This window comes from Streptomyces sp. NPDC107562, assembly GCF_055657325.1.
In genome coordinates, this window is sequence record NZ_JBVKBE010000015.1 from 183088 (window position 1) to 206215 (window position 23128).

The following is a 23128-nucleotide window of genomic DNA, read 5'->3' on the forward strand; positions in this document are numbered from 1 at the left end:
CGAACTGGGCATCTCCGTTGTATGGCTGGGGTGTTGAGGGCCGAGCGGGTGTGGGTGGAGACGTTTACCGGCCTGCGGGTGGATCAGTTCGGTCGGCTGCTGAAAGCAGTGCGGGAGCGTGGTGGCGAGGGGTGTGGGTGGGGTCGTCCGTGGCGGCTGCCGCTGGCCGAGCGGGTGCTGCTGGTGGCGGTGTACTACCGCACGAACCTCACCATGCGGCAGCTCGCCCCGCTGTTCGGCGTCTCGCCGGCGACCGTGTGCCGGGTGATCCAAAGGCTCGGTCCGCTGCTCGCGCTCGAGCCGGCCCGCACCTCCCAGAACGTTGTCGAGCGGCTGTGGATTGTCGACGGCACCCTCGTCCCGGTCCGTGACCGCAACGTCGGCGCTTCCTCGCGTAACTACCGCTTCTCGGCGAACGTTCAGGTCATCGTGGACGCGGAGACGCGTCTAGTGGTGGCCGCGGCCCGTCCGGTGCCCGGCAACACGGCGGACGCGAAAGCCTGGCGGGACTCCGGCCTGGCCGCACACTGCGAGGGCGTGACGGTCATCGGCGACGGCGCTTACATCAACACCGGCCTGATCGTCCCGCACCGCAAACGCCCCCATCGACCTCTGCTGCCGGGTGAGGAAGCCGACAATGCCGCCCACCGCAAGGTGCGTGCGCGGGTGGAGCATGTGATCGGCCGGATGAAGAACTACAAGATCCTCCGTGACTGCCGGCAGCGGGGCGACGGCCTCCACCACGCGGTCCAGGCCGTCGCCCTCATGCACAACCTCGCGCTCGCGTCATGACCAGAGGACTGCCTCCACGGGCCCTGACCTGCCCGCACACGGCCTTGTGCAACACCCTTTAAAGGGTGTTGCACAAGGCTCTGAGCTGGGCATCTCTTCTGTATGGCTGGGGTCTTACGTGCTGAGCGGGTGTGGGTTGAGACGTTCACGGGGCTGCGGATGACGCAGTTCTCGGGACTGTTGAAGGTGGTGCGGGAGCGGGGCGGCAACGGCACACTGCGGGGCCGGCCGTGGTCGCTGCCGCTGGCCGAGCGGGTGCTGATGGTCGCGGTGTACTACCGCACGAACCTGACCATGCGGCAGCTGGGCCCGCTGTTCGGTGTCTTCCTCGACAGTGTGCCGTGTGATCCAGCGGCTCGGTCCGCTGCTGGCGCTCGAGCCCGTTTCCCGCCCCTGCGATGCGGCGGACCGGTTGTGGATCGTGGACGGCACCCTGGTCCCGGTCCGCGACCGGCGCGTGGGCTCATCGTCACGCAACTACCGGTTTTCCGCGAACGTGCAGGTAATCGTCGATGCCGACACCCGCCTGGTGATCGCCTCCGCTCACCCGGTGCCGGGTACCACCGCAGACGCGCACGCCTGGCGGGCCTCAGGGTTGGCCGCGCACTGCCAGGGCGTCACCGTCCTGGGCGACGGCGCCTACCTCAACTGCCAGATGGTGGTGCCGCACCGCAAACGCCCCCACCGACCTCTGCTGCCGGGTGAGGAAGCAGACAATGCCGCCCACCGCAAGGTGCGTGCGCGGGTGGAGCATGTGATCGGCCGGATGAAGAACTACAGGATCCTCCGTGACTGCCGGCAGCGGGGCGACGGCCTCCACCACGCGGTCCAGGCCGTCGCCCTCATGCACAACCTCGCGCTCGCGTCATGACCAGAGGGCTGCCTCCACGGGCCCTGACCTGCCCGCACACGGCCTTGTGCAACACCCTTTACGAGCTCGTGCACGGTAAGCGGTAAGACGTCGAGTTCCTGATCGTCGATCATGGTCGTGTGGTGGGGAACGCGTCTCGTGCAGCGATCATCAGCAACCGGAGGATCACGGGCATGTCGGCTGCTGTGATTGCTGAACTCGTTGCTGAGGTAGGCCCGTTGTGGCACGAGCGGCACCAGGCCAGGCTTGCGTCCCGGCCACGGAAGCGGGCGGTGGGCGCCGGCGCGAAGCACCAGCTGGTGTTCGTCGACCGGCTCCTGGCCACGCTCGTCCATCTCCGTCACGCCGCCACGCATGACGTGCTGGCCTGCTGGTTCGGCGTCGACCGCTCCACCATCACCCGGGCCATCGGCGAGGTGCGACCCCTGCTCGCCGAGCGAGGCTGCACCATCAGCGTCGGAGTGCGGTTGCGGACCCTCGCGGAGGTCATCGGCCACATCGGCGCCAGCGGGAAGACCGGCATCATCGACGGCACCGAGATCCGAGTCAGGCGCCCGGCTGCCGGACGCAAAGACCGGGACAAGTTCATCTCCGGCAAGAGCAAGCAGAACGCGGTCAAGACCATGGTCGTCACGGATGGCGACGGCCGGGTGCTCTTCTGCAGCCCAACTCAGCACGGCAGCTGCGCGGACATCACCCATGCCCGCCAGTTGGGGCTGGTCAGGCTCTTGGAGGGCGGTCCGGCAGCCGAGATCCTCGCGGATGCCGGCTACCAGGGCCTGGGAGCCCAGACCGGCGGGCGCGTGGTGACACCGCCGCACCGCAAGTTCAAGAAGAACGCTCCCGACTGGTACGAGGAGATGCACGAACGCCAGCGCAAAGCGCACTCCTCGCGGCGCATCCGCGTCGAGCACGGCATCGCACACCTGAAGAACTGGCGGGCACTGGCCCGTCACCTCGGCCGCCGCGAGCACATCAGCGACACCGTGCAAGCCATCGCCGGCCTGCTCTCCCATCAGCAGACCGCGGACCTGGACCCGGCACCGCAGGTGTGACCGCCAAGCCCCGCTGAGGTCCTCGACGTCTTACCGCTTACCGTGCACGAGCTCGTTAGTCGTCCACCAGAATGCTGTTCCGCGAGCTTCCTCGTGACGCTCATCGGGTCCACCCTAATGGGCGGTGAAGCGAGTCATCGTCATCCGAATCCTGAGTCAGAGCTCTCTCGACAGGCAACGGGACTCGCTTCACCAGGGGCGGTACGGCAGCCCTGGGTCCACCCGGTGCCCTGAGCACTGGCAATAGAGCGGGCCCGTACCTCCCCTTGATCGCTACCGGCCTGGAACAAGAACTATTCCGCCACCTGGGCACTGAGCCCTCTACTGAGAGCGTCTCTAGTCCTGGTCGGCATCGATCACACGCGTTTCCGCACCGGAGCAAACTGAGTCACCTGAGTAACGACAGGCCACACGGCAGGTCGTGGAAAGCCAACTCCGACCACCTCTCGCACCACCGTGGATCCCGGCGATTCGCTGTCCGTCGCCTGAGCCAACTGCACGGAACACCTCTCACCTCATCGCGGGCTTCGAGCTCTCGTGAAGACGGGGGCCGTGGAGCTCGCTGGGGTTGCGAACGGCTGGTGGGATGTTGTGCCTCGAGCACTTCCATTAGGGAGCACGCGCACCCTGCACAGGCTCTGGCCTGCGGAAACACATACCGATGGAGGAGTTCTGGATGGAGATCGTCGGGTTACGGACACCGGTTTTCTGCGGCGTGGACTGGGCGGAAGACCACCACGACATCGCGCTGGTCGACGCTGGTGGGAACCAGCTTGCCAAGCAGCGCGGATCAGCGACGATGCCGCCGGATTTGCCCAGCTCACCGCCCTGTTGATCGAGCACGGCGACAACAAGGATGCTCCGATCCCCGTGGCAATCGAGACCTCTCGCGGACTGCTCGTGGCCTGTCTGCGAGCCACTGGCCGTCCGGTCTTCGCGATCAACCCGCTGGCGGTCGCTCGCTACCGGGACCGTCATTCCGTCGCACGGAAGAAGTCAGATGCCGTCGACGCTGCGGCACTGGCGAACATCCTGCGCGTCGATATGGCCGCCCACCGGCCACTACCTGCGGATTCCGAGCTTGCTCAGGCGGTGGCTGTGCTCGCGCGGGCTCAGCAGGATGCGGTCTGGGACCGCGGCCAGGCCCACAACAAGCTGCGGTCACAGCTCCGGGAGTTCTACCCGGGTTTCCTCGCAGCGTTCGCCGACAAGCGCGACGGGCTGTGCTCCAGGGAGTCCCGAACCATCCTGGCAGCAGCCCCTACGCCGACCGCGGCCGCGAGGCTGACGCGCCGACGGCTGCAGTCCCTGCTCAAGCAGGCCGGCCGGCTCCGCGGAATCGAGGCCGAAGCCGAACGGCTCCACGAGGTCTTCCACCGCGACTACCTCCACCAGCTGCCGCAGGTGGAAACGGCGCTCGGCCAGCAAGCCACCGCCCTGCTGCGACAACTGGACACCACCTGCCTCAACGCCGACCAGCTTGAGAAGGCCACCACCCAGATCTTCGAGCAGCACCCGGATGCCCCGATCATCCGCAGCTTTCCGGGCCTCGGGTCCTTAACCGGAGCCCGGGTTCTTGCCGAGATCGGCGATGACCGAACCCGGTTCAACAGCGCCGGCTCGCTAAAGGCCTATGCCGGAAGCGACCCGGTCACCCGGGCCAGCGGCAAGAACTGCGTGGTCATGAGCCGGAAAGTCAAGAACCAGCGACTCGCCGCCGTCGGCTACGTCTGGGCGTTCGTGTCCCTGACGAAGTCACCAGGCGCCCGAGCCCACTACGACCGCCGCAAAGAGGTCGGAGACCGCCACGTCGCAGCCCAACGGAACCTTTTCAACCGCTTCATGGGAATGCTCTACTACTGCCTCCAGAACGGGCAGGCCTACGACGAAGCGAAGGCCTTCCCGACCCGGCCATCGACACAGATCCCGGGAGCGGCTTGACGCCTTCAGCGGGTGGGATGTCTATTGCGATGCAGGCCGCGGCGAAAGCGGCGTCGGCGGTACGTCGATCCTGCCAGAACGAAGCCAGGGGCCGATCTTATCGATGGCTTCAGCGAGTCTGCGATCTTGCGTCTGGCGATCTCGATCGGCAGGCTTTGCGGGTGCGTGCTGATCTTGTGCCGGATGTTCTGTGGGAGCGCATCGCACCACTGCTGCCGGCCGTCCCCAAGCGTCGTTCTTGCTACCCCGGATGTTTGCGCGTTCCAGACCGGATGGCGCTCGCTGGCGTACTGTACGTGGTGCGGACCAGCGTTGTCTGGCGCGACGTGCCTGCAGAGACCGTAGGCTGCTCCGGAGTCAAGGCGTGGCGTGAGCTGCGGGATTGGACCGAAGTCGGAGTGTGGCCGGCGCCGGAGACGTTAGGGTTGTCACCTCCTCACCTCACGGCCGGCACGCGTTCCCACAGGTCCGTGACGACGCCAGAGTCGAAGAACGCGACGGCGCGTGTCACCCGTCCGTCCCTCATATGCAGCGTCCACGAGTAGGTGTTGTCGTACGGCTGTCCGTCCTTGGCTACACCGTGCCCGTCCCACTGCACGAACACTGTGTCCCCATCGGCCCAAAGTCCTCGGACGGTCGGCTTCACGAAGACTGACAGACGTTCGCTCAGCGGGTCGATCGCCTCGTCCAGGAACTCCTGGCGGCTGGTGTAGGTGCCGGCAATCGGGCTCGAGCCAGTGATGGTCCAGACCGCGTCATCGGCCAGGATGTCGTAGAAACTACCTCCGGCTTCCCAACGCTGGAAAGCCTCGCGGACCGCGGTCAGGTTTCTGCCCTCCTGAGCCGTTCGCTCACCGTCCTCGGCATTCAACGACGGAGCTGGGGCTGATGGCGCACTTGTCGCTCGCGCTGCTCCGGCCGCAGAAGTCTCCACGCCGGCGGCCTGACCGGCGACCACTCCGCTGATCACCATCAGTAGTACCGCTGCCGATCCCCAGGGGAGAACACACTCACGGAATTTCGTCGCCTTCGAGAAAAGATTAATCGCGCTAGACAATGAGCTCACCTCATCCAGCGGTCACGCATGTCCGCCGCCGCGCCTTGCCGTCGCGACGGCCCCACTTCCGGGAGACCGTCGGACAAGCGCTGAGGCGGGAGCGAGACCTGGCCCGTGGCGCTGCGGACTTTGTGCTGTCAGGAAAACACGACGTCCAGTGATCTTCCACACGAGACGGCCGGAGCTACCGGATTACAAAAGTCGTCGTGCATGATCGATTGCCAATCCTGGCTGGTGTCGCGAGCGAAGCATCGGCGCGGATACGACCGGTCTCCAGCAGCCACCGGTGCACGGCAGCGAGTCTGCCGCCTGCGTGCAGTTGGATGCTTCCGTCGCTGGCCTCGACACAGACGCAAACAACGGCAGCCACGAAGTAACCGTCACAGCCACCAACGGCCACCCCTTCTGGGTCCCCGAACTCAATCCGTGGATCGACGCCACCGATCTCAAGACCGGCCAGTCACTCAAGACCGGCGCCGGCACACACGTCCAGATCACCGCACTCCCCTACTGGACCACTCAGAACACCACCGTCCGCGATCTCACCGTCAGCGACCTGCATACGTACTACTGAACTTGAAAGCGTGATGTCGGTTGCTGGGATCAGATGGTCACCGCTTGCGATTGGGGCTCGACTCGTAAGCTCCTGGTGACGTCTCGATGACTTCGCGGGGCCAGGTCAGTCAGACCTGTTCCAGGCACCCACGGTGCTCGGCGATACAGCGGGTCCACCGCTGAACCAACCAGCCGTGGATCAGCGGTCCGCGCTTCAACTCCCCTTGCAACCGGGCGATCTGAGCATCACTGAGCTTCTTCAGAACGGTAACCGATCGGGTGACGTCGAGGCGCCGGTTCGGGCCAGCACGGAGGCAACCGTCCTGCTCGGCGGCATTGTCAACACACGATGGCTTCTCACCCACAGGATGGGCAGCTGAAGAAGCTCACTGAACCTCGGTCGGCCTGGGGCCCCCTTCGACAGGGCGCCGGCCTTTCCACGCTCGCGCCACTGGCGACGCCACCGCTCCACGGACCGCTCGCTGACCCGCAGCGCGGCAGCGATCACCCGATTATTCTGGCCGCCCTCGAAGCGTTCCACTGCCTGCAGCCGAATCCGCTCCCCGGCGGCCCTCCCGGCGTCGGTCAGCCCGCCGCCCTGCGCGTATCTCACAGTCCAGGGTTACCGGAACGGCCCTCCCACCGTCAGGCGAACGGCTCCGACATCACCTAGCTACTCAAGCGTGAGCAAATTAGAAGCCTCGCCAGAAGTGTCCTGACGAGGCTTTGCGCGTCGTGACGGCAGTAGTTGACGGCAAAGTCAGCGGACGAGGGCGACGCAGGGGGAGGGCGACGCAGGCGGCAGTTCATCGTCAGGGCCTGACGCCTCGGTGGTCTCCGGACTACCGAGGGTGCCGATGGCGTCTCGCCGATGCGGGCGCGGAGTTCCTTGGGGTCGACGTCTTGCTCCAAGAGCAAGACCGCCTTCGCCGACACCACCTCCGCCGACTCGACGGACTTCGGCTCGGACACGTTCTTGCTGGTCATCGATGCATCTTCCGTGATCGGGGTTGCACCGAACGTCTTGCAGCCCCTTGCTGGGCGAGGCTGCGTGCCAGTTCACGCAATGGCGGTGAACCGGCGTCCTGAAGGTGCCCCGCCGCTGTCCGGGCCTCCCTGCGCTTGCGCCTTGAAGCTCCTATAGATCGTCAAGCTGGTTGGCTGTCGTGGCTGGGTCGTACTGTGCACAGGTGCGCTACTTGGCGGAGCCCTTCATCGTGGGGGCCTTGAGGCGGGGCCGTTCGGTCGAGCAGTTCCTCGGGCCGGTCGGCTCGCCCGAGCGCCCCGGTGTGAGGTATGCCGAGGTCCGGGCGGCGAAGACGTCGTACGAGGTCTACGTCCATGCCGTCGAAGATGTCGGGCACGAGGGCTTCCTGGACCTGGACGTGTTCCCGCCGTTCGATCAGGATGCCGAGGAAGAAGAGTTCGGCCAACTCCTGTGCACGGCTGAGGACCCGCAGAACGCGCTGCTGCTTGCCGAGGAGGCAACGGGAGCGGTTCGCGGGCGGTGGGTCAACCAGGGCGTCGTGCAGGACGATTACCACGACTTCGTCCGGGCGGGCCGCCCAGCCAGCACTTCGCCAGATGGGCATCCTTGGCCTGACCTGCGCACTGGCCAGTGAAGCCCTGACCGCCTCGTTCACACCGCCGGCGTCGGCGCCGGGACGCCGGTGGTTCTGAGGTGTCTGTAGACCTCGCGGGCAACGAAGCTCTTCAGGCACCGCATGACGTCCTTGGTCGACATGCCTTCGGCGGTGCGTCTGGCGACGTAGTCCCTGGTCCGTGGGTCGCATTGCATGCGGACCAGGACCATGGTGTAGAGGGCGCTGTTGGCGTGCCGGTCTCCGCCGCGGTTGATGCGGTGACGGTTGGTGCGGCCTGAAGAAGCAGGGATCGGGGCGGCCGCGCACAGGTGCGCGAAGGACGCTTCGGATCGGAGCCGGTCGGGGTTGTCTCCGGCGGTGATCAGCAGCTGGCCGGCCGTCTCGATGCCCACCCCGGGCAGGGCGACGAGGCTCGGGGCCGCCCGGGTCACCAGGGGAGCGAGATCGGCGTCAGCTTCTATGATCTCCTGTTGCAGGGCCTGGTAGCGGCGGGCGAGGCGGCGCAGGGCTGTCTTGGCCGCAGAGGCGGGGTCGGTGAGGTCACCGGTGGGCCGGGTCCGGGCGAGGGTGTCGATCAGCAGGGCGGTGGGCAGTCCCCGCAGTTTCTCCCGCAGGGCAGAGGGTGCGGTGACCATCAGAGAGCGGATCTGGTTGATGGTCTGTGTGCGGGCCTTGACCGCACTCTTGCGGACCACGCGCAGCGCACGGATGGCTTCCACGATCCCGTTGCGGCTCTTCGGTGTTCCGCTCGCGCGGCGGGAGAGGACGAGCGCCAGTCAGACCCAGAGTCAGACCCCCGAGCGATGCCTCGCACATCCTCACTGTCAGACCTCGTGAAGCGTCGCCAGCCCGCCTCGGTGTCGTCGGGTCGGGTGAGTGCTGCAACCCCGGTCCCATCCTCGATTTTGGGCCTGAAAGGGATCGACTGCCTGGTGAGGCGTGGCCGTGGATCTTGATGGGAGGCGCAGTGATCTCTCCTCGGATTGCGCGCGTCCCTGACCTGTCCCTACTTGATTCCCGTGCGGAAATCGTCACACCGTCTAAATGATTGAATCTCATCAATGATCTGCTAGGTTCAAGGTATGGCAGCTGGCGAGATGCCGCAGCGGTGAACCATCGCCGCCCGCGACGACTCCCGAACACTCAGGACGCCGCGCCTGACGCTCGGACCACACCCCCATAGCCGTCACCCCCCGCCCATCGGCGGACATCAAAGGAGACATACAGACATGAATAAGATGATTCGGCGCATTGCGACGGCCACCACCTCGGCAGCGGTGGCTGGCATCGCCCTGGTCGGTACTGCCGGCACCGCGTCCGCGACCTCGCTTCCCACCTCGGAGCATCGGAACGATGTGGCTGTCGCTGCGGACCGCGAGAGCGGACGCCACGACCGGGAGGTCCAGCGTGACGAGCGCGACGATCAGCGCTACGACAAGGACGGCAAGCGTCACGACGGCGACGACCGGTGGCGCTGGGAGCGCCGTTGGGATCGCGGACACGACGGCTCCTGGTACTGGAGCGACCGCGACCGTCACCACTACCGCTACGACGGCCACCGCTATTTCCGCTGGATCGAAGGCAAGTGGGTCGTCATCGTTGTCAAGGCCGACCGGCATGACGTCCACGCCTGGTACCTCGACCGGACCCTTGATGACAAGGACCTCAACATCCACGAGGGCTGAGCGGTATCCCGGCTGCTTCGCCCAGAAACCATGCCGGTGTCACGCCGCATCCGTGCCGTCCACGCGACACCGGCATGGTCCCAGGTACTCAGCACCACCGATGCCGACAAGCACAACCCGGAGCCCAAGATGTTCAAGACCACTTTGTCCGCGGTCGTACACCGCGTGACGTCCACCACGGGACCTCGCAAGGCGGGCCGCCACCGCGGCCCACGCGCGGAGGAGGGCCTCGCCGACCTCCACCTACCCGGACACGGCAGACATCGCCGCGCATCGGACGCGGACTCGCCCCTGGGCATCTCCCGTGTCTGAAGGACCGACAGTGCGGAGCGTCGATCGGCTGGCAGCATCCACGCGATCGGGCGCTCAGCGGGTGTCGGGCTCCTCTCGGATGTGCAGGCCGCGCTACGACGCGGCCCGCACGTATATGACTCAGCGCAGACCGAACGCCCGTGTCACCTCCTGAGTGACGGTGTTGCCCGCGGAGTCCCGGGCCGACGCGCGAAGTGCGACGAAGTCGGCCTGCCGCGGTGCGGAGAGGGTGAACCGTCCATTCCGACCGCTCGTGACCTGGCGCCAGGTGCGGCCGTCGTCGTAGGAAACCTCCGCTGTGACGGGACGCAGTGTGCCGGCGCCTTTCGCGCCTGCCAGATGGGCGGCGGACACCGTCACGACTGCGTGCCGACCAGCCCGGCCCTCGCTGTCGGTCATCACGTCGTAGTCGAGCTGGATGAGCGGCAGAGTGTCTGTTTGTCCAGCCGCTGACGCTGCCGAGGTGAACATCCACTCCGTGTGCGTGGCGGTGGAGTACGGGCTCGCGTGACCGGCGGATCGAATCCCGTTCACGACCAGCCGGTATGGCAACCGCTGCGCGCCGGGCGCTGTTGCCGTGATCAAGTGCCAGCCCTGGGTGAGAAGAGTGCCGCCCTGGTGGAGGGCGAGCGACTGCTCGTCGTATCCCGACACGGACGAGCCGACGTGGTCGGAGCTGCCCCAGGCGGGCACATCCAGAATCAGCCGGTCACCACTGCGGCCGGGCATGCGGTAGTTGTCGTTGAGGCGTGGGCGCTGCAGGGGCCCGAACCACGCGTCGGTGTATCGGCTGCCGGGACGGTAGCTGAGCTGTGGCCCTGTCTCGTGGAGCGTCTGGAGGAATGCCTCCTGCCCCCACTTGTAGCCCTGACCGGTAGACACGTAGTCGATCCGCTCGCCGGTCATGGGCCGATTCACTGGTACACCGAGGCCCCAGTCGGAGTACGCGGGTCGGTCGAAGCGCCACTCGCCGCCGAAGTCCCCCGGGGCAGCAGTGTTCGTGAACGAGACGTCAACCCGCGCCATGTTGTGTGAGCCACCCGCGACGACGAGCCGTTCGGGAATCTCGTTGTGCCAGGTCTGCACCAGGTCGTAGACATAAGGGCTTAGCGGCTGCGAACTGACGGTGACCGATGCGCCGCGGGCTGCGGCCTGCCGCAGCAGCTCGTCCCCCTCGTCCGGGCTGAGCAGGCCCACGTCGATCGGGGCCAGCTCCGTGGAGCCGGTGCCATACGGCCGCACGGCCCGCCCCGGCTCGTCGTTGACGACCAGCAGCAATCCGGCGCCCGCGCGCACGGCCGCTGCCGCCTGCGCCAGATCACCCACCTCCGTCGCGCGGCGCACCACCACGGCCTTGCCGCGGACGTCGCGGCCCGCGTAGTCCGTGTCCGTACCCTTACCAGCCGCGACGAGAGGCAGCCGGTGGCGTCCCTCGGGCAAGGGCGTGACGTACTCCTGGCGCAGGACGTCGGTGAAGTCGTCCCTGTGGGTGGCTACGGTCAGCGCGGGCTGCTCCTTGCGCCAGCGCGCCGTGAAGTGAAAGTCACCTCGCATGACGCGGTGTGCGGTGGGCGCAGCCCACACGCTGTCGAAGCCGACGAGGGATTCACGCGTCGAGCGCCAGGACCGATCGCCCCACGATCGGTAGTACTCCACGCGCTGGTGGGTGACGCGGCTCTCCAACGGCGTCGTCATGTCGACCCGCCGCACCTTACGAGCGTCGAGCGCCACGGTGGTGGGGTGGTCCAGGCGCACCTCGGGGTCTCCGAGCAGCGCCAGTCCTTGGGACCGAGCTCCGTGCACCCCTTCGACAGCCTTGAAGGCCAGTACGGAGTAGTCGTCCTCGGGAAGGAACCCGCTCGCAGTGCCGGACTCGTCGACGATGAAGAAGTCAGGCAGATCGAAGCCGGACCTGAGCACCTCAACCACGCCGGGCATCGGCTTGCCGTCGGCGTCCTTGAGGACGAGCGTCAGCCGGTGCGCCAGGTCGCCGACGCCGACCGCGGTGTGCGCCCACGCCCGGCCGCGCGGGTCGGCGGCCAGTATCTGACCGGAATGGCGTGTCCCGGCCGCAGCCCGGGATGTGTCGATCGTGACGGTGGCGCGGGCTGTGCCATGGGCGGGCACCACCAGCTGGTCCGTGGACAGCCGGAACATACCCGGCGGCGTGTTCGGTGCCTCGACCGAGAGTCGCAAAGCAATCGGGGCGTCCCCTGTGTTGGTGTAGGTCACCGGACGCCTCACCGTCCCCGCTCCCTCGTCCGCAGTGACCCGTCCGGTGAAGGCCGTGGCAGAGGCGAACACCCCCTCGCGGAGGGCCGCTGGTATGTCGACCCGGCCACTACCGCCCTCGAAGACGGTGTGCGCAGGAGTCCGCTTGGATCTGCTGACCAGTAGATCCTTGAGTTGACTATGTGTCAGGTCACGGCTTCTCGCGGCCACGATGGCCGCCGCACCGGAGACGTGCGGGGTCGCCATCGAAGTGCCCGACATCGTCTGATACGTACCCTCGCCGGACGCGTGGCGGGAGCGCGCGGCGAGCACGTCGACGCCGGGCGCGCTGATCTCTGGCTTGACGCCACCGTCACCGACCCGCGGGCCCTGGCTGGAGAAGTGGGCCAGGCTGTCTGACGAGTCCACGGCCGCCACCGTCAGAGCGGATTCCGCCGCTCCCGGGCCGCCGATGGACATCGGCGCACCAGTGTTGCCCGCGGCGACGACGAACAGCGCGCCGGTCTCGGCGGTCAGCCGCTCGACCGCCGTGCTGAGCGGGTCGCTGCCGTCGGACGCGGCACCGGAACCGAGACTCATGTTGATCACGTCTGCCCGTGCCTCCCGGGCAGCCCACTCCATCCCGGCCACGACCCACGAGTCCTGGCCGACCCCCTCGTCGGCCAGCACCTTGCCTACGTGGAGTTCGGCGCCAGGGGCCACCCCCCGCTCCCGGCCGCTGGAGGCGGCCCCCGTTCCGGCCACGATGGAGGCGACGTGGGTTCCATGCCCGTTGCGGTCGGTCACATCCTCGCCAGGCACGAAGCTCCGGGCCTCCGCGACCCGGTCCACGAGGTCGGGATGCTCCGTGTCCACACCCGTGTCCAGGACCGCCACCCTCACGCCCGCACCGGTCGCGCCGGCTGCCCATGCCTCAGGCGCACCGATCTGCGCAGTGCTTTCGAGAAGTTCAGCCTCGACGACCCCGTCAAGCCAGATACGCTCGATTCCTCCGCGGAATGCGGGCAGACCGTCCGCGAGACCCTCGTTCGCCGCCGACCGCGAACCCGGCCCGTCACCAGTGACGGCCTGCCAGAAGTCACCGGCCCGGTCACGCTCCTCGGTCACAGCTGCGCCCCGGATACTGTCCAGGGCCCGAACGCGCGCGGTCCCGGGCGGGAGGCCGGTGCCGCCGCCGCGCGCTGCGGCCTCACTACGATACGACACGATCAACGGCAGTCGATCGCTGCAGGCATTGTCATACCCTTGCGCGATGAGATCGGTGACATTGAACAAACGCTGATCCAGCAAGTCGGCCGCCACATAGGGCATCGCGGCGTCAGGGTAGACGTACAGGTCGCCGCCTGCCTCCATGACACGCGCTTGTGCCGGCCCACCGGCGGCGCCACGGACCTGCACCGTGCCCTCCGCTGCTCCGGAGCGGCGCGTGGTCACGACGTCGCCGGTAACGAGCGTGACAGTGTGCTTGCCAGAGGGCAGTTGGGTAATGGCACCAGTTGCGGTAGACGCGTGGGCACGGGGTTGGTCCGCCGAGGCCGCGGCGATGGGTTGCGTCAGTGACAAGATGAGAGCGCCGACATAAGCCGACACACCCCAGCGTCTGAGCGATGCGTGCATGGGTGATCCTTGGTCCACGTGGAAGGGCACACGCCCGTCACATCACATGTGAGGGCGGCCTACTGAAGGAGAATGAGACCTTCTCACGTCGGATGTGGTGCTCGGAAGCCCTGCTGGGGAAGGTTCGCTGTCATGTTCAGCTGAGACATGTGATGCGGTGTCACTCCCAGCCCGTTGCGGTGTGTTGTGGTGTCACATCGTGGCATTCGCAGGGTGATTGAAGGAATACCCAGGATCACCCTCACGGTTCCGCAGACCGATGCACGACTAGAGCGCGTCTCTTTGAGCCGGTTGTCGGTGATCGGCGTACCCGGTCGGTTGGTGATCACTGATGCGATGTGGGGTCGAATCAGGCCGTTGATGCCGGCTGATCCGGTGCATGGTGGGCGGTGGGCAGACCATCGTCGAACCTTGGAAGCCATCGCGTGGAAATAGCGCACCGGATCGGCCCTGCCCGGATCTACCGGACGAGCTGGACAATGTCCTCGGCAAGGGTGCGAAGCCGGACCGCCGGTGGCGGCTGTGCAGCCTCACCCGGCGAGCAGGGCCGCACCTCGCCGATCGCCTGGCTGACCGTGGAGCAGTCGACGCCGAACCGGCAGCACAGCACGCCGTGATTGGCCCTGCGGCAGAGGTGGACGAGCGTGGCCAGGAGCCGGTCGACGAAGACCAGCCAGTGCTTCGCACCGGCGCCGACGACCCGCTGCCGTGGCCTGGACCCCCGTCTCGCCTGGTGCCGTTCATGCCACAACGGGCCTACCTCGGCGAAGCGTTACTGACCTTTTCGACGTGATGTCGTTGGGGGCTGACGATGTGTGATCGTCGCGGTATGCCAGTTGTGTGAGATATCCGCAGGGTGGTGGGCTGACGCCTGAACGGCAGGCGTTTCGCGAGCGGATCCGGCTGGAGGCCGCAGAGCGGTTTGCTGCGGGTGCCTCCAACGTCGAGGTCGCCAAGGACTTACGGGTGAGTGTGCGCTCGGTGCAGCGCTGGCGCCGAGCCTGGCACGACGCCGGCACGCAGGGGCTGCGGTCTGCCGGGCGGTGTCACGACCCAAGGTGAGTGAGGCCTTGTTCATCGTGCTCGAGCAGGAGCTCGCCAAGGGGCCGGTAGCGCACGGCTGGCCGGACCAGACGTGGACGCTGGGGCGGATCAAGACGCTGATCGGGCGGCGGTTCCACAAGAGCATGACGCTGTCGGCGATCGCGAAGATGCTGCACCGGCACGGCTCCAGCCACCAGGTCCCGGCACGCCGAGCTGTCAAGCGCGACGAGGCGGCCGTGGCCGGCTGGGTGAAGGAGACCTGGCCGTAGGTGGAAGGTCCGTGGCGGCGCTCGACGCCTGGCTGTGCTTTGAAGACGAAGCCGGGTTCTCGATGACGCCGCCCACCGCACGGACCTGGGCCCGGCGCGGACGCACAACCGTCATCCGGGTGAGGGGACGCTCCCAGCGCCGCTTCTCCGTCGCTGCTCTGGCCTGCTACAAGCAGGGTGAACGCTCGCGGCTGATCTACCGGCCCAAGCGGCATGTCGATCACAAGCGGGGCGGCAGACGCAGTTTCACCTGGACCGACTACCGCGACTTGCTCATCGCCGCGCACCAGCAGCTCGGCGCACCCATTGTGCTCGTGTGGGACAACCTCAACGTCCACAAGAACCGTCGAATGCGGGAGTTCATCGACACCCATGACTGGATCACCTGCTACTTTCTGCCGGCCTATGCACCGGACCTCAACCCCGTCGAGGGCCTCTGGTCCCTGCTGCGGCGCAGCAGCCAGGTGAAAACCGCCTTCACCGACCCAGACCACCTCATCAGCACGCTCCGACACGGTCTCGGCCAGATCCAGTACCGCAGCAACCTCATCGACGGATGCCTTGCTGAAACAGGGCTCACCTTGACGACATCACGGCAACAACGTCAGTAGAGGTTGTCTTGCGTGGGCTCTGGCCCATCCAGGGAGGGCCATGTGGTGTAGATGGGCGGTACGGCACGGCTTGGTGGACGACGCTGCCTTTCAGTCGGCAGTCGAGCAGGAACTTCGAGGTTCTTTGGCCGGTACGTGCGTGTTCCGCTTGGGCAGTTTGACGCTCTCCACCTCTTGTCTACTTCTGAGGTGTGTCTGACCGCATCGTTCGCCGTGAGGGATGAGCAGGCCGGTGCCGTGGTGGCCGTCGTCAGAGCTGGTGAGTGCAGGTGCAGGCTCGGTCGACGCGGGATTCGGTGAAGGCGCGATCGAGTTTCAGCTTACGGAAGGTAAGTAACTCACACCGGTCTTGATCATCGTGATCGTGAGCTGATCTGCTGGTCGTGCGCCCTCGGTCCGTCTGCACAGTTCAAATCCCTTGGCCTGCACGCACGGCCGGGCGTATCGCAGTTATCGCATGACAAAGGACAGTCTCGCCCTGAGTACAAGCGGTTCCCCCACACTGAGCGGCTTCGAGCACGCTCACGCCGATGTCAACGGGACGCGGCTGCACTACGTCATCGGCGGCCCTGAGGGAGGGGACCTGATGGTCCTGCTCCCCGGCTGGCCACGTACGTGGTGGCAGTACCGCAAGGTCATGCCGAAGCTGGCTCAGCGCTTCCGTGTGGTCGCCGTAGATATCCGCGGCATGGGCGAATCGGACAAGCCAGAGTCGGGCTACGACAAGAAGACGATGGCTCGTGACGTCTACGAGCTGGTGCGCTCGCTCGGTTACGCCAAGGCCCACATCTGTGGCGAGGACATCGGCGGCATGGTCGGTTACAGCTACGCTGTCAACCACCCCGAAGCGACAGACAAGTTGGCCCTGTGGGAGACCGTTCACCCCAACGAGGCCCTTTACAGCATCCCGATGCTCCCCAAGCCTGGCCAGGACGGGCTGCAGTGGTGGTTGGCCTTCAACATGGTCAAGGACCTCCCGGAGCAGGTCATCGCTGGCCGCTTCCGCCCGATCTCGGACTGGATCATCGATCACTACTCAGGCAGTCCGGAGTCCTACACTGAGGAGGACCGCACGGTCTACGGAGCTGCCTACGACACCCCAGACGCGATTCGCGCCGGCAACGCCTGCTCCTCACCTGGATCCGCATCCCCTTCCCGCTGCTGCGCCAGACGGCCTGGCTGCTGACGGCGGCGACGATCGCCTTCAACGGCGCAGCGGCCTGGCCCGACCCGCTCGGCGTCGGCATGCACGGCATCATCCCAATCCTGTTCGTCGTCACGGTCGAAGCCGCCCGGCACGCCACCGGCCGGATCGCGGACATCACCGCCGGCACACACATGGAGAACGTCCGCCTCACCCGCTGGCTGCTCTCCCCGATGCCGACCTTCCTGCTCTGGCGCCGCATGAAACAGTGGGAGCTCCGCTCCTACGACCAGGTGATCAAGCTGGAGCAGGAGCGCCTCGTCTACCAGGCCCGCCTGCGCTCCCGCTACGGCCGCGCCTGGCGCCGCAAAGCCCCCGTCGAGGCCCTGATGCCGCTGCGCCTGGCCCGCTACGGCATCCCCCTCGCCGACACCGCCCCGGCGGGCCTGGCGGCAGCGAGCATCCAACCGGCAGCCATGCCGCAAGCCGGACCCGGCCTCACCCGCCCGCGACAGACCACACCACACGCACCCACCCACCAGCACGCACACACACAGCCACACACCATGCCGCCGCCCAGCACCTCCAGCTCCCCGACCAGAACGAGCACCCACCACGAACCGGCCCACAACACCAGACACCAAGCGGCTCACAAACCGCACGCGCCATCCCCCACCCCAGCCCCCGACAGCGAACTGCCTGCCCTCACACAGACATCACCGCAGAAGAAGCCACAGCCATCGCCCGACAACACGACCACACCGGCAGCCGCGACACAGCACCACCCCCGCAGCCGCGCCCCCGGCCCCCCGCCGGACCGGCAGAACCCAGCGATGAAACCGGCCGCGCTGAGCACAGTGGACCGCTACTACCTGGCATGGATGCAATACCAGGACCAACACGGCAACGAACCCACCGGCAAAGAACTGTCCACCTACCTCGCCCACCAAGGCATACACGGCCGCCACCAGCAACCCGTCAACCCCGCCACCCTGCGCCGCTACCTCCTGGCCTACCGCCTCTACAACCTATGGGCCGAGCAACGCGCCCACAGCGCAAACCCCCCACTCGACGCCATAGCCCGCGAATGCGCCCACCACGGCATCACAGGCCAATACAACAAACCCATCACCACCCAACACCGGGTCTGCCGCACGATCGGGTGACATCTGAACTGGCTTGCCTTGCAGGGCAGGTGGGAAGGATGTCGCTGTGCCCAAGCCTTATCCCGAAGAGTTCCGTCAGGACGTCGTGCGGGTCGCGAGGAACCGCGGCCCGGGCGTGACAGTGGAGCAGGTGGCCACCGACTTCGGGGTCCATCCGATGACGTTGTGGAAGTGGATGCGCCGGGCGGACATCGATGACGGGACCAAGCCTGGAGTGACCAGCCAGGACAGCGCGGAGCTGCGGGAGGCTCGGCGGCGGATCAAGCTGCTGGAGCAGGAGAACGAGGTCCTGCGCCGGGCAGCGGCCTATCTGTCGCAGGCCCATCTGCCGGGAAAAGGATCTACCCGCTCGTGAAAGAGCTGGCCGCGGACGGGACGCCCGTCGCGGTCACGTGCCGGGTCCTGAAGCTCGCCAGACAGCCTTACTACCGCTGGCTCGACAAGCCGGTGACCGTCACCGTGCTGGAGGAGGCATACCGCTCGAAAGCACTCTTCGACGCCCACCGCGACGACCCGGAATTCGGCTACCGCTTCCTGGCCGATGAAGCCCGCGGTGCCGGGGCTCGGATGGCGGACCGCACCGCGTGGCGGATCTGCCGGGACAACCGCTGGTGGAGCGTGTTCGGCAAGAAGCGCGGGAGAGTCAAGAAGGCCGGACCGCCGGTGCACGACGACCTGGTCCGCCGCGACTTCACCGCGGACGGGCCGAACCGGCTGTGGCTCGCCGACATCACCGAACACGCCACCGGCGAAGGCAAGTTGTACGTCTGCGCGATCAAGGACGTTTTCAGCAACAGGATCGTGGGCTACTCCATCGATGCGCGGATGAAGTCCCGCCTGGCCGTGACCGCTCTGGAGAACGCCGTGGCCCGGCGCGAACAGGTCGACGGATGCATCCTGCACAGCGATCGCGGATCGCAGTTCCGCTCCCGGAAATTCGTCCGGGCACTCGACCGCCACCGGATGGCCGGCTCGATAGGGAGAGTCGGGGCGGCCGGCGACAACGCGGCCATGGAGTCCTTCTTCAGCCTGCTGCAGAAGAACGTCCTCGACCGCCGGACCTGGACCACCCGCGAGGAACTCCGGATTGCGGTCGTGACCTGGATCGAGCGGACCTATCACCGACGCCGCAGACAAGCCGCACTCGGCCGACTGACCCCCATCGAATTCGAGACCGTCATGACTACACCGGCCCTCCAGGCCGCGTGACCGCACCTGTCACCCGAACCTGCAGCAGACCCACCTCACCAAACAAGCCCACGACTTCGAACGCCGCTGGCAAGCACTCCACCACCCACCCACCCACCCACACCAGGCAGTGAGGAACCACAACCGGGGGCCGACCAGCAACCGGGTGGCCACGACGGAGCATCCGAGACAGGCGCACCCTCTCGTCACCGGATACGCCACGTCAGCGACCGCTGGACTTCCCCACCTACGGCCACATCAACTCCCCCTCGAGGCCATTCAACTGCTCACCGGCGGCCCACTTCGGTGGGCAACAGAAGCGCTACCCCCGGCCCTCACCCCACCGCGGAAGAATCGGAGGCAGGTCGCTGAGCCCGCGGGCAGGGCGCCTCGGCACCGGCGACTCCCCGTCGTCCCCGTCCCAGCAGCGCGCGTACTGGTCCGGAAGGCTGCCCCAGCCCCAGTAGGGAACCGGCCCGTCAGGTTCCTCGCCGACTACGTCGAGAGGATCGATGCGCTTTTCCCCCACCGTGCACAAGTGAGCCCAGTCATCACCCATGTCGAAGACATAGGCGAACTGCTCGCCGGCCTGCAGCCTGCTCAGCTTGCTGGCATGGCCATCCACGGTGCCGTCCGGCGCCTCGCCGTCCCACCAGTCCAAAGGGCTGACCCGGGTGCCGTCGGACAACGTGAACAGGTGCAGGTGCGCAAGGTCCCACCGGCCGAAGGCAAGATCGATGGCCGTGGCGAACTCGGCGAAAGAATGCGATCGCGCCGCTGCGAAAACCCGGCCCGGGCGCGGCCAAAGATCCCCGCCGCGCCCAGAAACCAACTCCACCCGGACGGACAGCCAGGTACGAGCCACGATCACCAGCCCCTCATGCACCAAGCCTCCAAGCCCGCACCGAGGCTAGCGACCATGACAGCCAGGTGTGGCGTCGAACACTCCATCGGTCAAGAAGAGGCCGTGGCCGTCCAGGACGTGGCCCGTCCGGAACAAGGCACAGTCACCCGTGTTTCACCCGATGAGCCGACCATTGGCGTGTCAGTACACGGGCGTGAAGGAGACCGGGACGTTCGGACAGTCGGCCGCCAGGGCGGCGAGTGTCTCCTGCTCGACCGGGTCCGCGGCAAGCGCCCAGCGGTGCTTCACGGCTGTCCAGTCGGCGACGTACCGGCACACCACCGCCGCCTGCGGCAGCCACTGCGCCGGATCCTGATCGGCCTTCTGACGGTTGGACCGCGCCGTCACTGCGACGAGGGCTCGCTCGTCACCGAGGTCATTGGCGAACTGCTCCCGCCGCTGGCTGCTCCAGCCGGAAGCCCCCGAGTCCCACGCCTCCGCCAGCGGCACGAGATGATCGATGTCCAGGCCGCGCGCACCGTCGACGTACTGATCGTCATACCAGGAGTACCACTGCCCCCCGGCCAGCGTGCAACGGCCACTCACCTCGGGCGCGGTGGACGCTTCCTCGATCAGGACCTCCGCACGCGTGGAACAGCCATCGTGATCCGCATCGATCCAGTGCCTGAACAGGTCCCGGTCGTATCCTGTGCGGTCCTCATCGGCCACCGGCAGCGCAGCCACCGCAGTTTGCAGGGGAAGAGTTTCCTCAGCGTGCGCCGGGGTCGTGGCGGCAAGACATCCGGCCGCCAGAAAGCCTGCCACGAGCAGGCGGGTTGCATTCTTCACGCCGGGTGAATGTCCAGCCTCCAGGCCAGGTCATGCGCCAGCCGGGCAACCACCACACGTGTGAGGTACATACCGCCACCACAACGAGTGGATTCCCACCGCCGCGCACGGCGATGGCCGCTGCCCGGCACGCATTCGCGCCGCGAGAAGCGGCGGCAGCACCTGGTCAGGAGCAAACCATTGCATGGCAGCACCGCCGGTGTGCGCCCAGGCCTGCCCACCACCGTAGGGAGTTCAGCCGCACCCCTCGGACCGCGTCGATCCGCGCGCTCAGTTCTCCGAAGGGATACGAGCGGCGATCTCCCGCGCCAGCCGGTCCGCCTCCCGTGAGACCGGCCCGTCCTCCTGCGCCACGGTCAGCAGCAGACCCAACAAATCGTGAGCTTCGTCAAGCGTGAGCAAGGCAAGCCGGTGCGCTGTGTGCTCCGTAGTCGAGAAGTCCGCCGCGTCCACATCGAAGGCATCGTAGTCGTCCATGCCAGGGCAACGTGCCCGCAAGCCTGCAGGTCACGCCTGGAATAGGCCGCGCGGAAGGCCATCAACAGCAGCCTGGGGGTGAACGGCCCAACGGCAGCCACGCATCAAGGCGACAACGAAAACAGCAGCACCAGCCAAGAGGCGGGCACCCTCTAGGGTGCCCACCTCGCGTCATCACAGCGCACCGCCGCTGCCACCACACCGGCCCACAGAGGCCGAACCGGAGACAACACTCAGGACGCCCAGGCTGTCCCTGGACCACTCCAGCACCAGGCACAGGCCCGAGCCCGACGAGAAGCCTTAGTACTGCAACGGTGCTTGTTCTGAGTGCTGGGCAGATGTCATGGACTGTGTCCGCGTCGTTTGTAGTGGCTGACACGGGCCTGGTGTTGGCGTCGTCGTCGCCAGTGTGACCAGTGCAGAATGTGGCTGACCGGGGTGGCCCGGCGGTCCGTGAGGCGGGTGATCATCCGTCGAATTTCGGCGAGGCTGTAGTGGATGAGCTGGGAGGATCCGTTTCTGCTCTTTCCTGGTCCAGCTGGCGGGCTCGCAGGACGGTGAGGCAGGCGTGGGCGGCCATGGCCAGGGTCATGTGGCGGTGCCAGCCGGGATAGCGGCGAACCTGGTAGTCGTCGAGGCCGCATTCCTGCTTCGCGGTCTGGAAGCATTCCTCGACGGCCCATCGGCTGCCGGCGATGCGGATCAGCTCGTCCAGCGTGGTCTCGGCAGGGCAGTAGGCGATGTAGTAGGAGATCTCCTCGGGCCGGCTGATGCTGCGACGGGCGATCACCCAGTGCCGGCGGTCCCCGCGGTGCCAGGGACGGACCTCGACACGGGCCCAGTCGTAGATCCGCCGGCCATGTGCCCCATCGCCGCACGAACGGCGTTTCCACTTCTGCCGCGGCAGGTGGGGAAACAGGTCATGGACGGGGTGGTCGATGGACCAGCGGGTGACGACGGTGTCGTGCCGAGTGGTGGCCATGACGTGGAAGACATCCGCCTGCTCCAGCTCGAACCGCCAGCCCTTGCTGAAGCCGTAGGCGGAGTCCGCGGTCACCCAGCCGAACGGGATTTTGTCGGCGATGGCCCGGCGGACCATCGCCTTCGCCATGGCCACTTTCGTCTCGAAGGCGACGCCGTCGTCGATGCCTGCCCGCCTGCATCGCTCGCGGTCGTCCGTCCATGACGTGGGCAGATACAGCCGCCGGTCGATCAGCGTGCGCCCGCGGCCTGTGGCGTAGGCGAGGAAGACTCCGATCTGGGAGTTCTCGGTGCGGCCCGTGGTGCCCGAGTACTGCCGCTGGACACCGGCCGAGCGGACACCCTTCTTCAGGAATCCGGTGTCGTCGACGATCAGAACGGCTCCACGGTCACCGAGGTGTTCCACGACGTAGCCACGCACGTCGTCCAGGACCTCATCAGCATTCCACTCGATCCGGTTCAGCAGCCGATGAATGCGATCGGGACCGGCATGGCCGGCCTCCTCCGCCAGCGTCCAGCCGTTCTTCCGCTCCAGCGGGGCGACCAGCCCCCGCATATAGGCCAGCGCCGACTCCCTCGGCTCTGACCTGTTGAACCGGTGCACAAACCGCTCGTGCACCGCCGCGAGTTCACCCGCCCACAACCTGACATCAGCAAGGTCCCCACCCATAACCAGACCAACGAGCAACCTGGCCATCAGTCACGGCAAGCACCGTTGCAGTATTAGGCACTGTTTCTTGGATCTCCTGCCGTGAGTGGGGTGTTGGGGGCAGGCTGACTGCATGGGACGTGGAGATCTGACGAACGCGGAGTGGGATCGGCTGGAGTCGTTCT

The 23128-nt window shown here is 66.8% G+C and carries 16 protein-coding genes and 6 pseudogenes; 13 read left to right on the forward strand and 9 right to left on the reverse strand.

Features of this window, described 5'->3' with window-relative positions; genetic code table 11:
• The first annotated feature begins 21 nt into the window (after positions 1 to 21).
• The 5 genes and pseudogenes from ACZ7LV_RS32295 (at position 22) to ACZ7LV_RS32315 (ending at position 5204) form a co-directional block, all read left to right on the forward strand.
• On the forward strand, positions 22 to 792 hold the full coding sequence (locus ACZ7LV_RS32295; RefSeq protein ID WP_471944602.1) for a transposase: 771 nt from the start codon (positions 22 to 24) through the stop codon (positions 790 to 792).
• Between the two features lie 102 nt (positions 793 to 894).
• Positions 895 to 1663, forward strand: a pseudogene (locus tag ACZ7LV_RS32300) (transposase family protein).
• Between the two features lie 272 nt (positions 1664 to 1935).
• The gene (locus ACZ7LV_RS32305; RefSeq protein ID WP_471944603.1) at positions 1936 to 2718 is read left to right on the forward strand and encodes a transposase; all 783 of its coding nucleotides are present in this window, start codon (positions 1936 to 1938) and stop codon (positions 2716 to 2718) included.
• Positions 2719 to 3394: 676 nt separating this feature from the next.
• A pseudogene (locus ACZ7LV_RS32310) lies at positions 3395 to 4659 on the forward strand (IS110 family RNA-guided transposase).
• Between the two features lie 29 nt (positions 4660 to 4688).
• Positions 4689 to 5204, forward strand: coding sequence for a transposase (locus tag ACZ7LV_RS32315; RefSeq protein WP_471944639.1), 516 nt, complete (start codon positions 4689 to 4691; stop codon positions 5202 to 5204).
• On the opposite strand, the gene ACZ7LV_RS32320 is transcribed toward ACZ7LV_RS32315, so the two are convergent.
• Complete coding sequence (locus ACZ7LV_RS32320) at positions 5096 to 5716, reverse strand: nuclear transport factor 2 family protein (RefSeq protein WP_471944605.1); 621 nt, start codon at positions 5714 to 5716, stop codon at positions 5096 to 5098. The genes ACZ7LV_RS32315 and ACZ7LV_RS32320 overlap by 109 nt on opposite strands.
• A gap of 286 nt (positions 5717 to 6002) precedes the next feature.
• Here ACZ7LV_RS32320 and ACZ7LV_RS32325 point away from each other — a divergent pair, with 286 nt between their 5' ends.
• Positions 6003 to 6290 (forward strand): polymorphic toxin-type HINT domain-containing protein, encoded by a 288-nt coding sequence (locus ACZ7LV_RS32325; protein WP_471944607.1) that lies wholly within the window; start codon positions 6003 to 6005, stop codon positions 6288 to 6290.
• A 366-nt stretch (positions 6291 to 6656) separates the two neighbouring features.
• Here the strand turns inward: ACZ7LV_RS32325 and ACZ7LV_RS32330 are convergent.
• Positions 6657 to 6884: pseudogene (locus ACZ7LV_RS32330) on the reverse strand (helix-turn-helix domain-containing protein); the annotation flags it as partial.
• A 577-nt stretch (positions 6885 to 7461) separates the two neighbouring features.
• Between ACZ7LV_RS32330 and ACZ7LV_RS32335 the strand changes: the two are divergent.
• Positions 7462 to 7893 carry a hypothetical protein gene (locus tag ACZ7LV_RS32335; protein WP_471944609.1) on the forward strand — a complete coding sequence of 144 codons (432 nt, stop codon included), beginning with the start codon at positions 7462 to 7464 and terminating at the stop codon, positions 7891 to 7893.
• 17 nt (positions 7894 to 7910) lie between these two features.
• Here the strand turns inward: ACZ7LV_RS32335 and ACZ7LV_RS32340 are convergent, their stop codons facing one another.
• On the reverse strand, positions 7911 to 8594 hold the full coding sequence (locus tag ACZ7LV_RS32340; protein WP_471944611.1) for a transposase: 684 nt from the start codon (positions 8592 to 8594) through the stop codon (positions 7911 to 7913).
• 510 nt (positions 8595 to 9104) lie between these two features.
• On the opposite strand from ACZ7LV_RS32340, the gene ACZ7LV_RS32345 reads away from it, so the two are divergent.
• Positions 9105 to 9560: a hypothetical protein gene (locus tag ACZ7LV_RS32345; RefSeq protein ID WP_471944612.1), complete on the forward strand. Its 456-nt coding sequence runs from the start codon at positions 9105 to 9107 to the stop codon at positions 9558 to 9560.
• Between the two features lie 432 nt (positions 9561 to 9992).
• Here ACZ7LV_RS32345 and ACZ7LV_RS32350 read toward each other — a convergent pair whose 3' ends face one another.
• On the reverse strand, positions 9993 to 13721 hold the full coding sequence (locus ACZ7LV_RS32350) for a S8 family serine peptidase (protein ID WP_471944614.1): 3729 nt from the start codon (positions 13719 to 13721) through the stop codon (positions 9993 to 9995).
• A 336-nt stretch (positions 13722 to 14057) separates the two neighbouring features.
• Between ACZ7LV_RS32350 and ACZ7LV_RS32355 the strand changes: the two are divergent.
• A pseudogene (locus ACZ7LV_RS32355) lies at positions 14058 to 14153 on the forward strand (IS5/IS1182 family transposase); the annotation flags it as partial.
• A 28-nt stretch (positions 14154 to 14181) separates the two neighbouring features.
• On the opposite strand, the gene ACZ7LV_RS32360 reads toward ACZ7LV_RS32355, so the two are convergent.
• Complete coding sequence (locus tag ACZ7LV_RS32360) at positions 14182 to 14472, reverse strand: helix-turn-helix domain-containing protein (RefSeq protein ID WP_471944616.1); 291 nt, start codon at positions 14470 to 14472, stop codon at positions 14182 to 14184.
• An 89-nt stretch (positions 14473 to 14561) separates the two neighbouring features.
• On the opposite strand from ACZ7LV_RS32360, the pseudogene ACZ7LV_RS32365 reads away from it, so the two are divergent.
• From ACZ7LV_RS32365 to ACZ7LV_RS32380, 4 genes and pseudogenes are all read left to right on the forward strand, one after another.
• Positions 14562 to 15645: pseudogene (locus ACZ7LV_RS32365) on the forward strand (IS630 family transposase).
• 586 nt (positions 15646 to 16231) lie between these two features.
• Positions 16232 to 16831: an alpha/beta fold hydrolase gene (locus ACZ7LV_RS32370; protein WP_471944641.1), complete on the forward strand. Its 600-nt coding sequence runs from the start codon at positions 16232 to 16234 to the stop codon at positions 16829 to 16831.
• Positions 16771 to 17272 (forward strand): annotated as a pseudogene (locus ACZ7LV_RS32375) (DUF2637 domain-containing protein); the annotation flags it as partial. The gene ACZ7LV_RS32370 and the pseudogene ACZ7LV_RS32375, both read left to right, overlap by 61 nt.
• 729 nt (positions 17273 to 18001) lie before the next feature.
• Positions 18002 to 19164, forward strand: a protein-coding gene (locus tag ACZ7LV_RS32380; protein WP_471944618.1) for an IS3 family transposase whose coding sequence is annotated in 2 segments (ribosomal slippage) — positions 18002 to 18286 and positions 18289 to 19164 — 1161 coding nt in all. Because the reading frame shifts where the segments join, the coding sequence is not laid out codon by codon here.
• A gap of 301 nt (positions 19165 to 19465) precedes the next feature.
• Here the strand turns inward: ACZ7LV_RS32380 and ACZ7LV_RS32385 are convergent.
• The 4 genes from ACZ7LV_RS32385 to ACZ7LV_RS32400 form a co-directional block, all read right to left on the reverse strand.
• On the reverse strand, positions 19466 to 20029 hold the full coding sequence (locus ACZ7LV_RS32385; RefSeq protein WP_471944620.1) for an IS1096 element passenger TnpR family protein: 564 nt from the start codon (positions 20027 to 20029) through the stop codon (positions 19466 to 19468).
• Between the two features lie 159 nt (positions 20030 to 20188).
• Entirely contained in the window at positions 20189 to 20836 is a 648-nt protein-coding gene (locus ACZ7LV_RS32390) for an HNH endonuclease family protein (RefSeq protein WP_471944621.1), read from the reverse strand.
• A 270-nt stretch (positions 20837 to 21106) separates the two neighbouring features.
• Complete coding sequence (locus ACZ7LV_RS32395; RefSeq protein WP_471944622.1) at positions 21107 to 21313, reverse strand: DUF6417 family protein; 207 nt, start codon at positions 21311 to 21313, stop codon at positions 21107 to 21109.
• A 466-nt stretch (positions 21314 to 21779) separates the two neighbouring features.
• Positions 21780 to 22964, reverse strand: coding sequence for an IS701 family transposase (locus ACZ7LV_RS32400; RefSeq protein WP_471944624.1), 1185 nt, complete (start codon positions 22962 to 22964; stop codon positions 21780 to 21782).
• Positions 22965 to 23128: the final 164 nt, after the last annotated feature.

Bases quoted from the DNA above. Each gene is read 5' to 3' on its own strand.
- ACZ7LV_RS32345 (WP_471944612.1), top strand. From the start codon at position 9,105: ATGAATAAGATGATTCGGCGCATTGCGACGGCCACCACCTCGGCAGCG.
- ACZ7LV_RS32395 (WP_471944622.1), bottom strand. From the start codon at position 21,313: ATGGACGACTACGATGCCTTCGATGTGGACGCGGCGGACTTCTCGACT.
- ACZ7LV_RS32295 (WP_471944602.1), top strand. From the start codon at position 22: ATGGCTGGGGTGTTGAGGGCCGAGCGGGTGTGGGTGGAGACGTTTACC.
- ACZ7LV_RS32315 (WP_471944639.1), top strand. From the start codon at position 4,689: ATGCAGGCCGCGGCGAAAGCGGCGTCGGCGGTACGTCGATCCTGCCAG.
- ACZ7LV_RS32370 (WP_471944641.1), top strand. From the start codon at position 16,232: ATGGTCCTGCTCCCCGGCTGGCCACGTACGTGGTGGCAGTACCGCAAG.
- ACZ7LV_RS32400 (WP_471944624.1), bottom strand. From the start codon at position 22,964: ATGGGTGGGGACCTTGCTGATGTCAGGTTGTGGGCGGGTGAACTCGCG.
- ACZ7LV_RS32350 (WP_471944614.1), bottom strand. From the start codon at position 13,721: ATGCACGCATCGCTCAGACGCTGGGGTGTGTCGGCTTATGTCGGCGCT.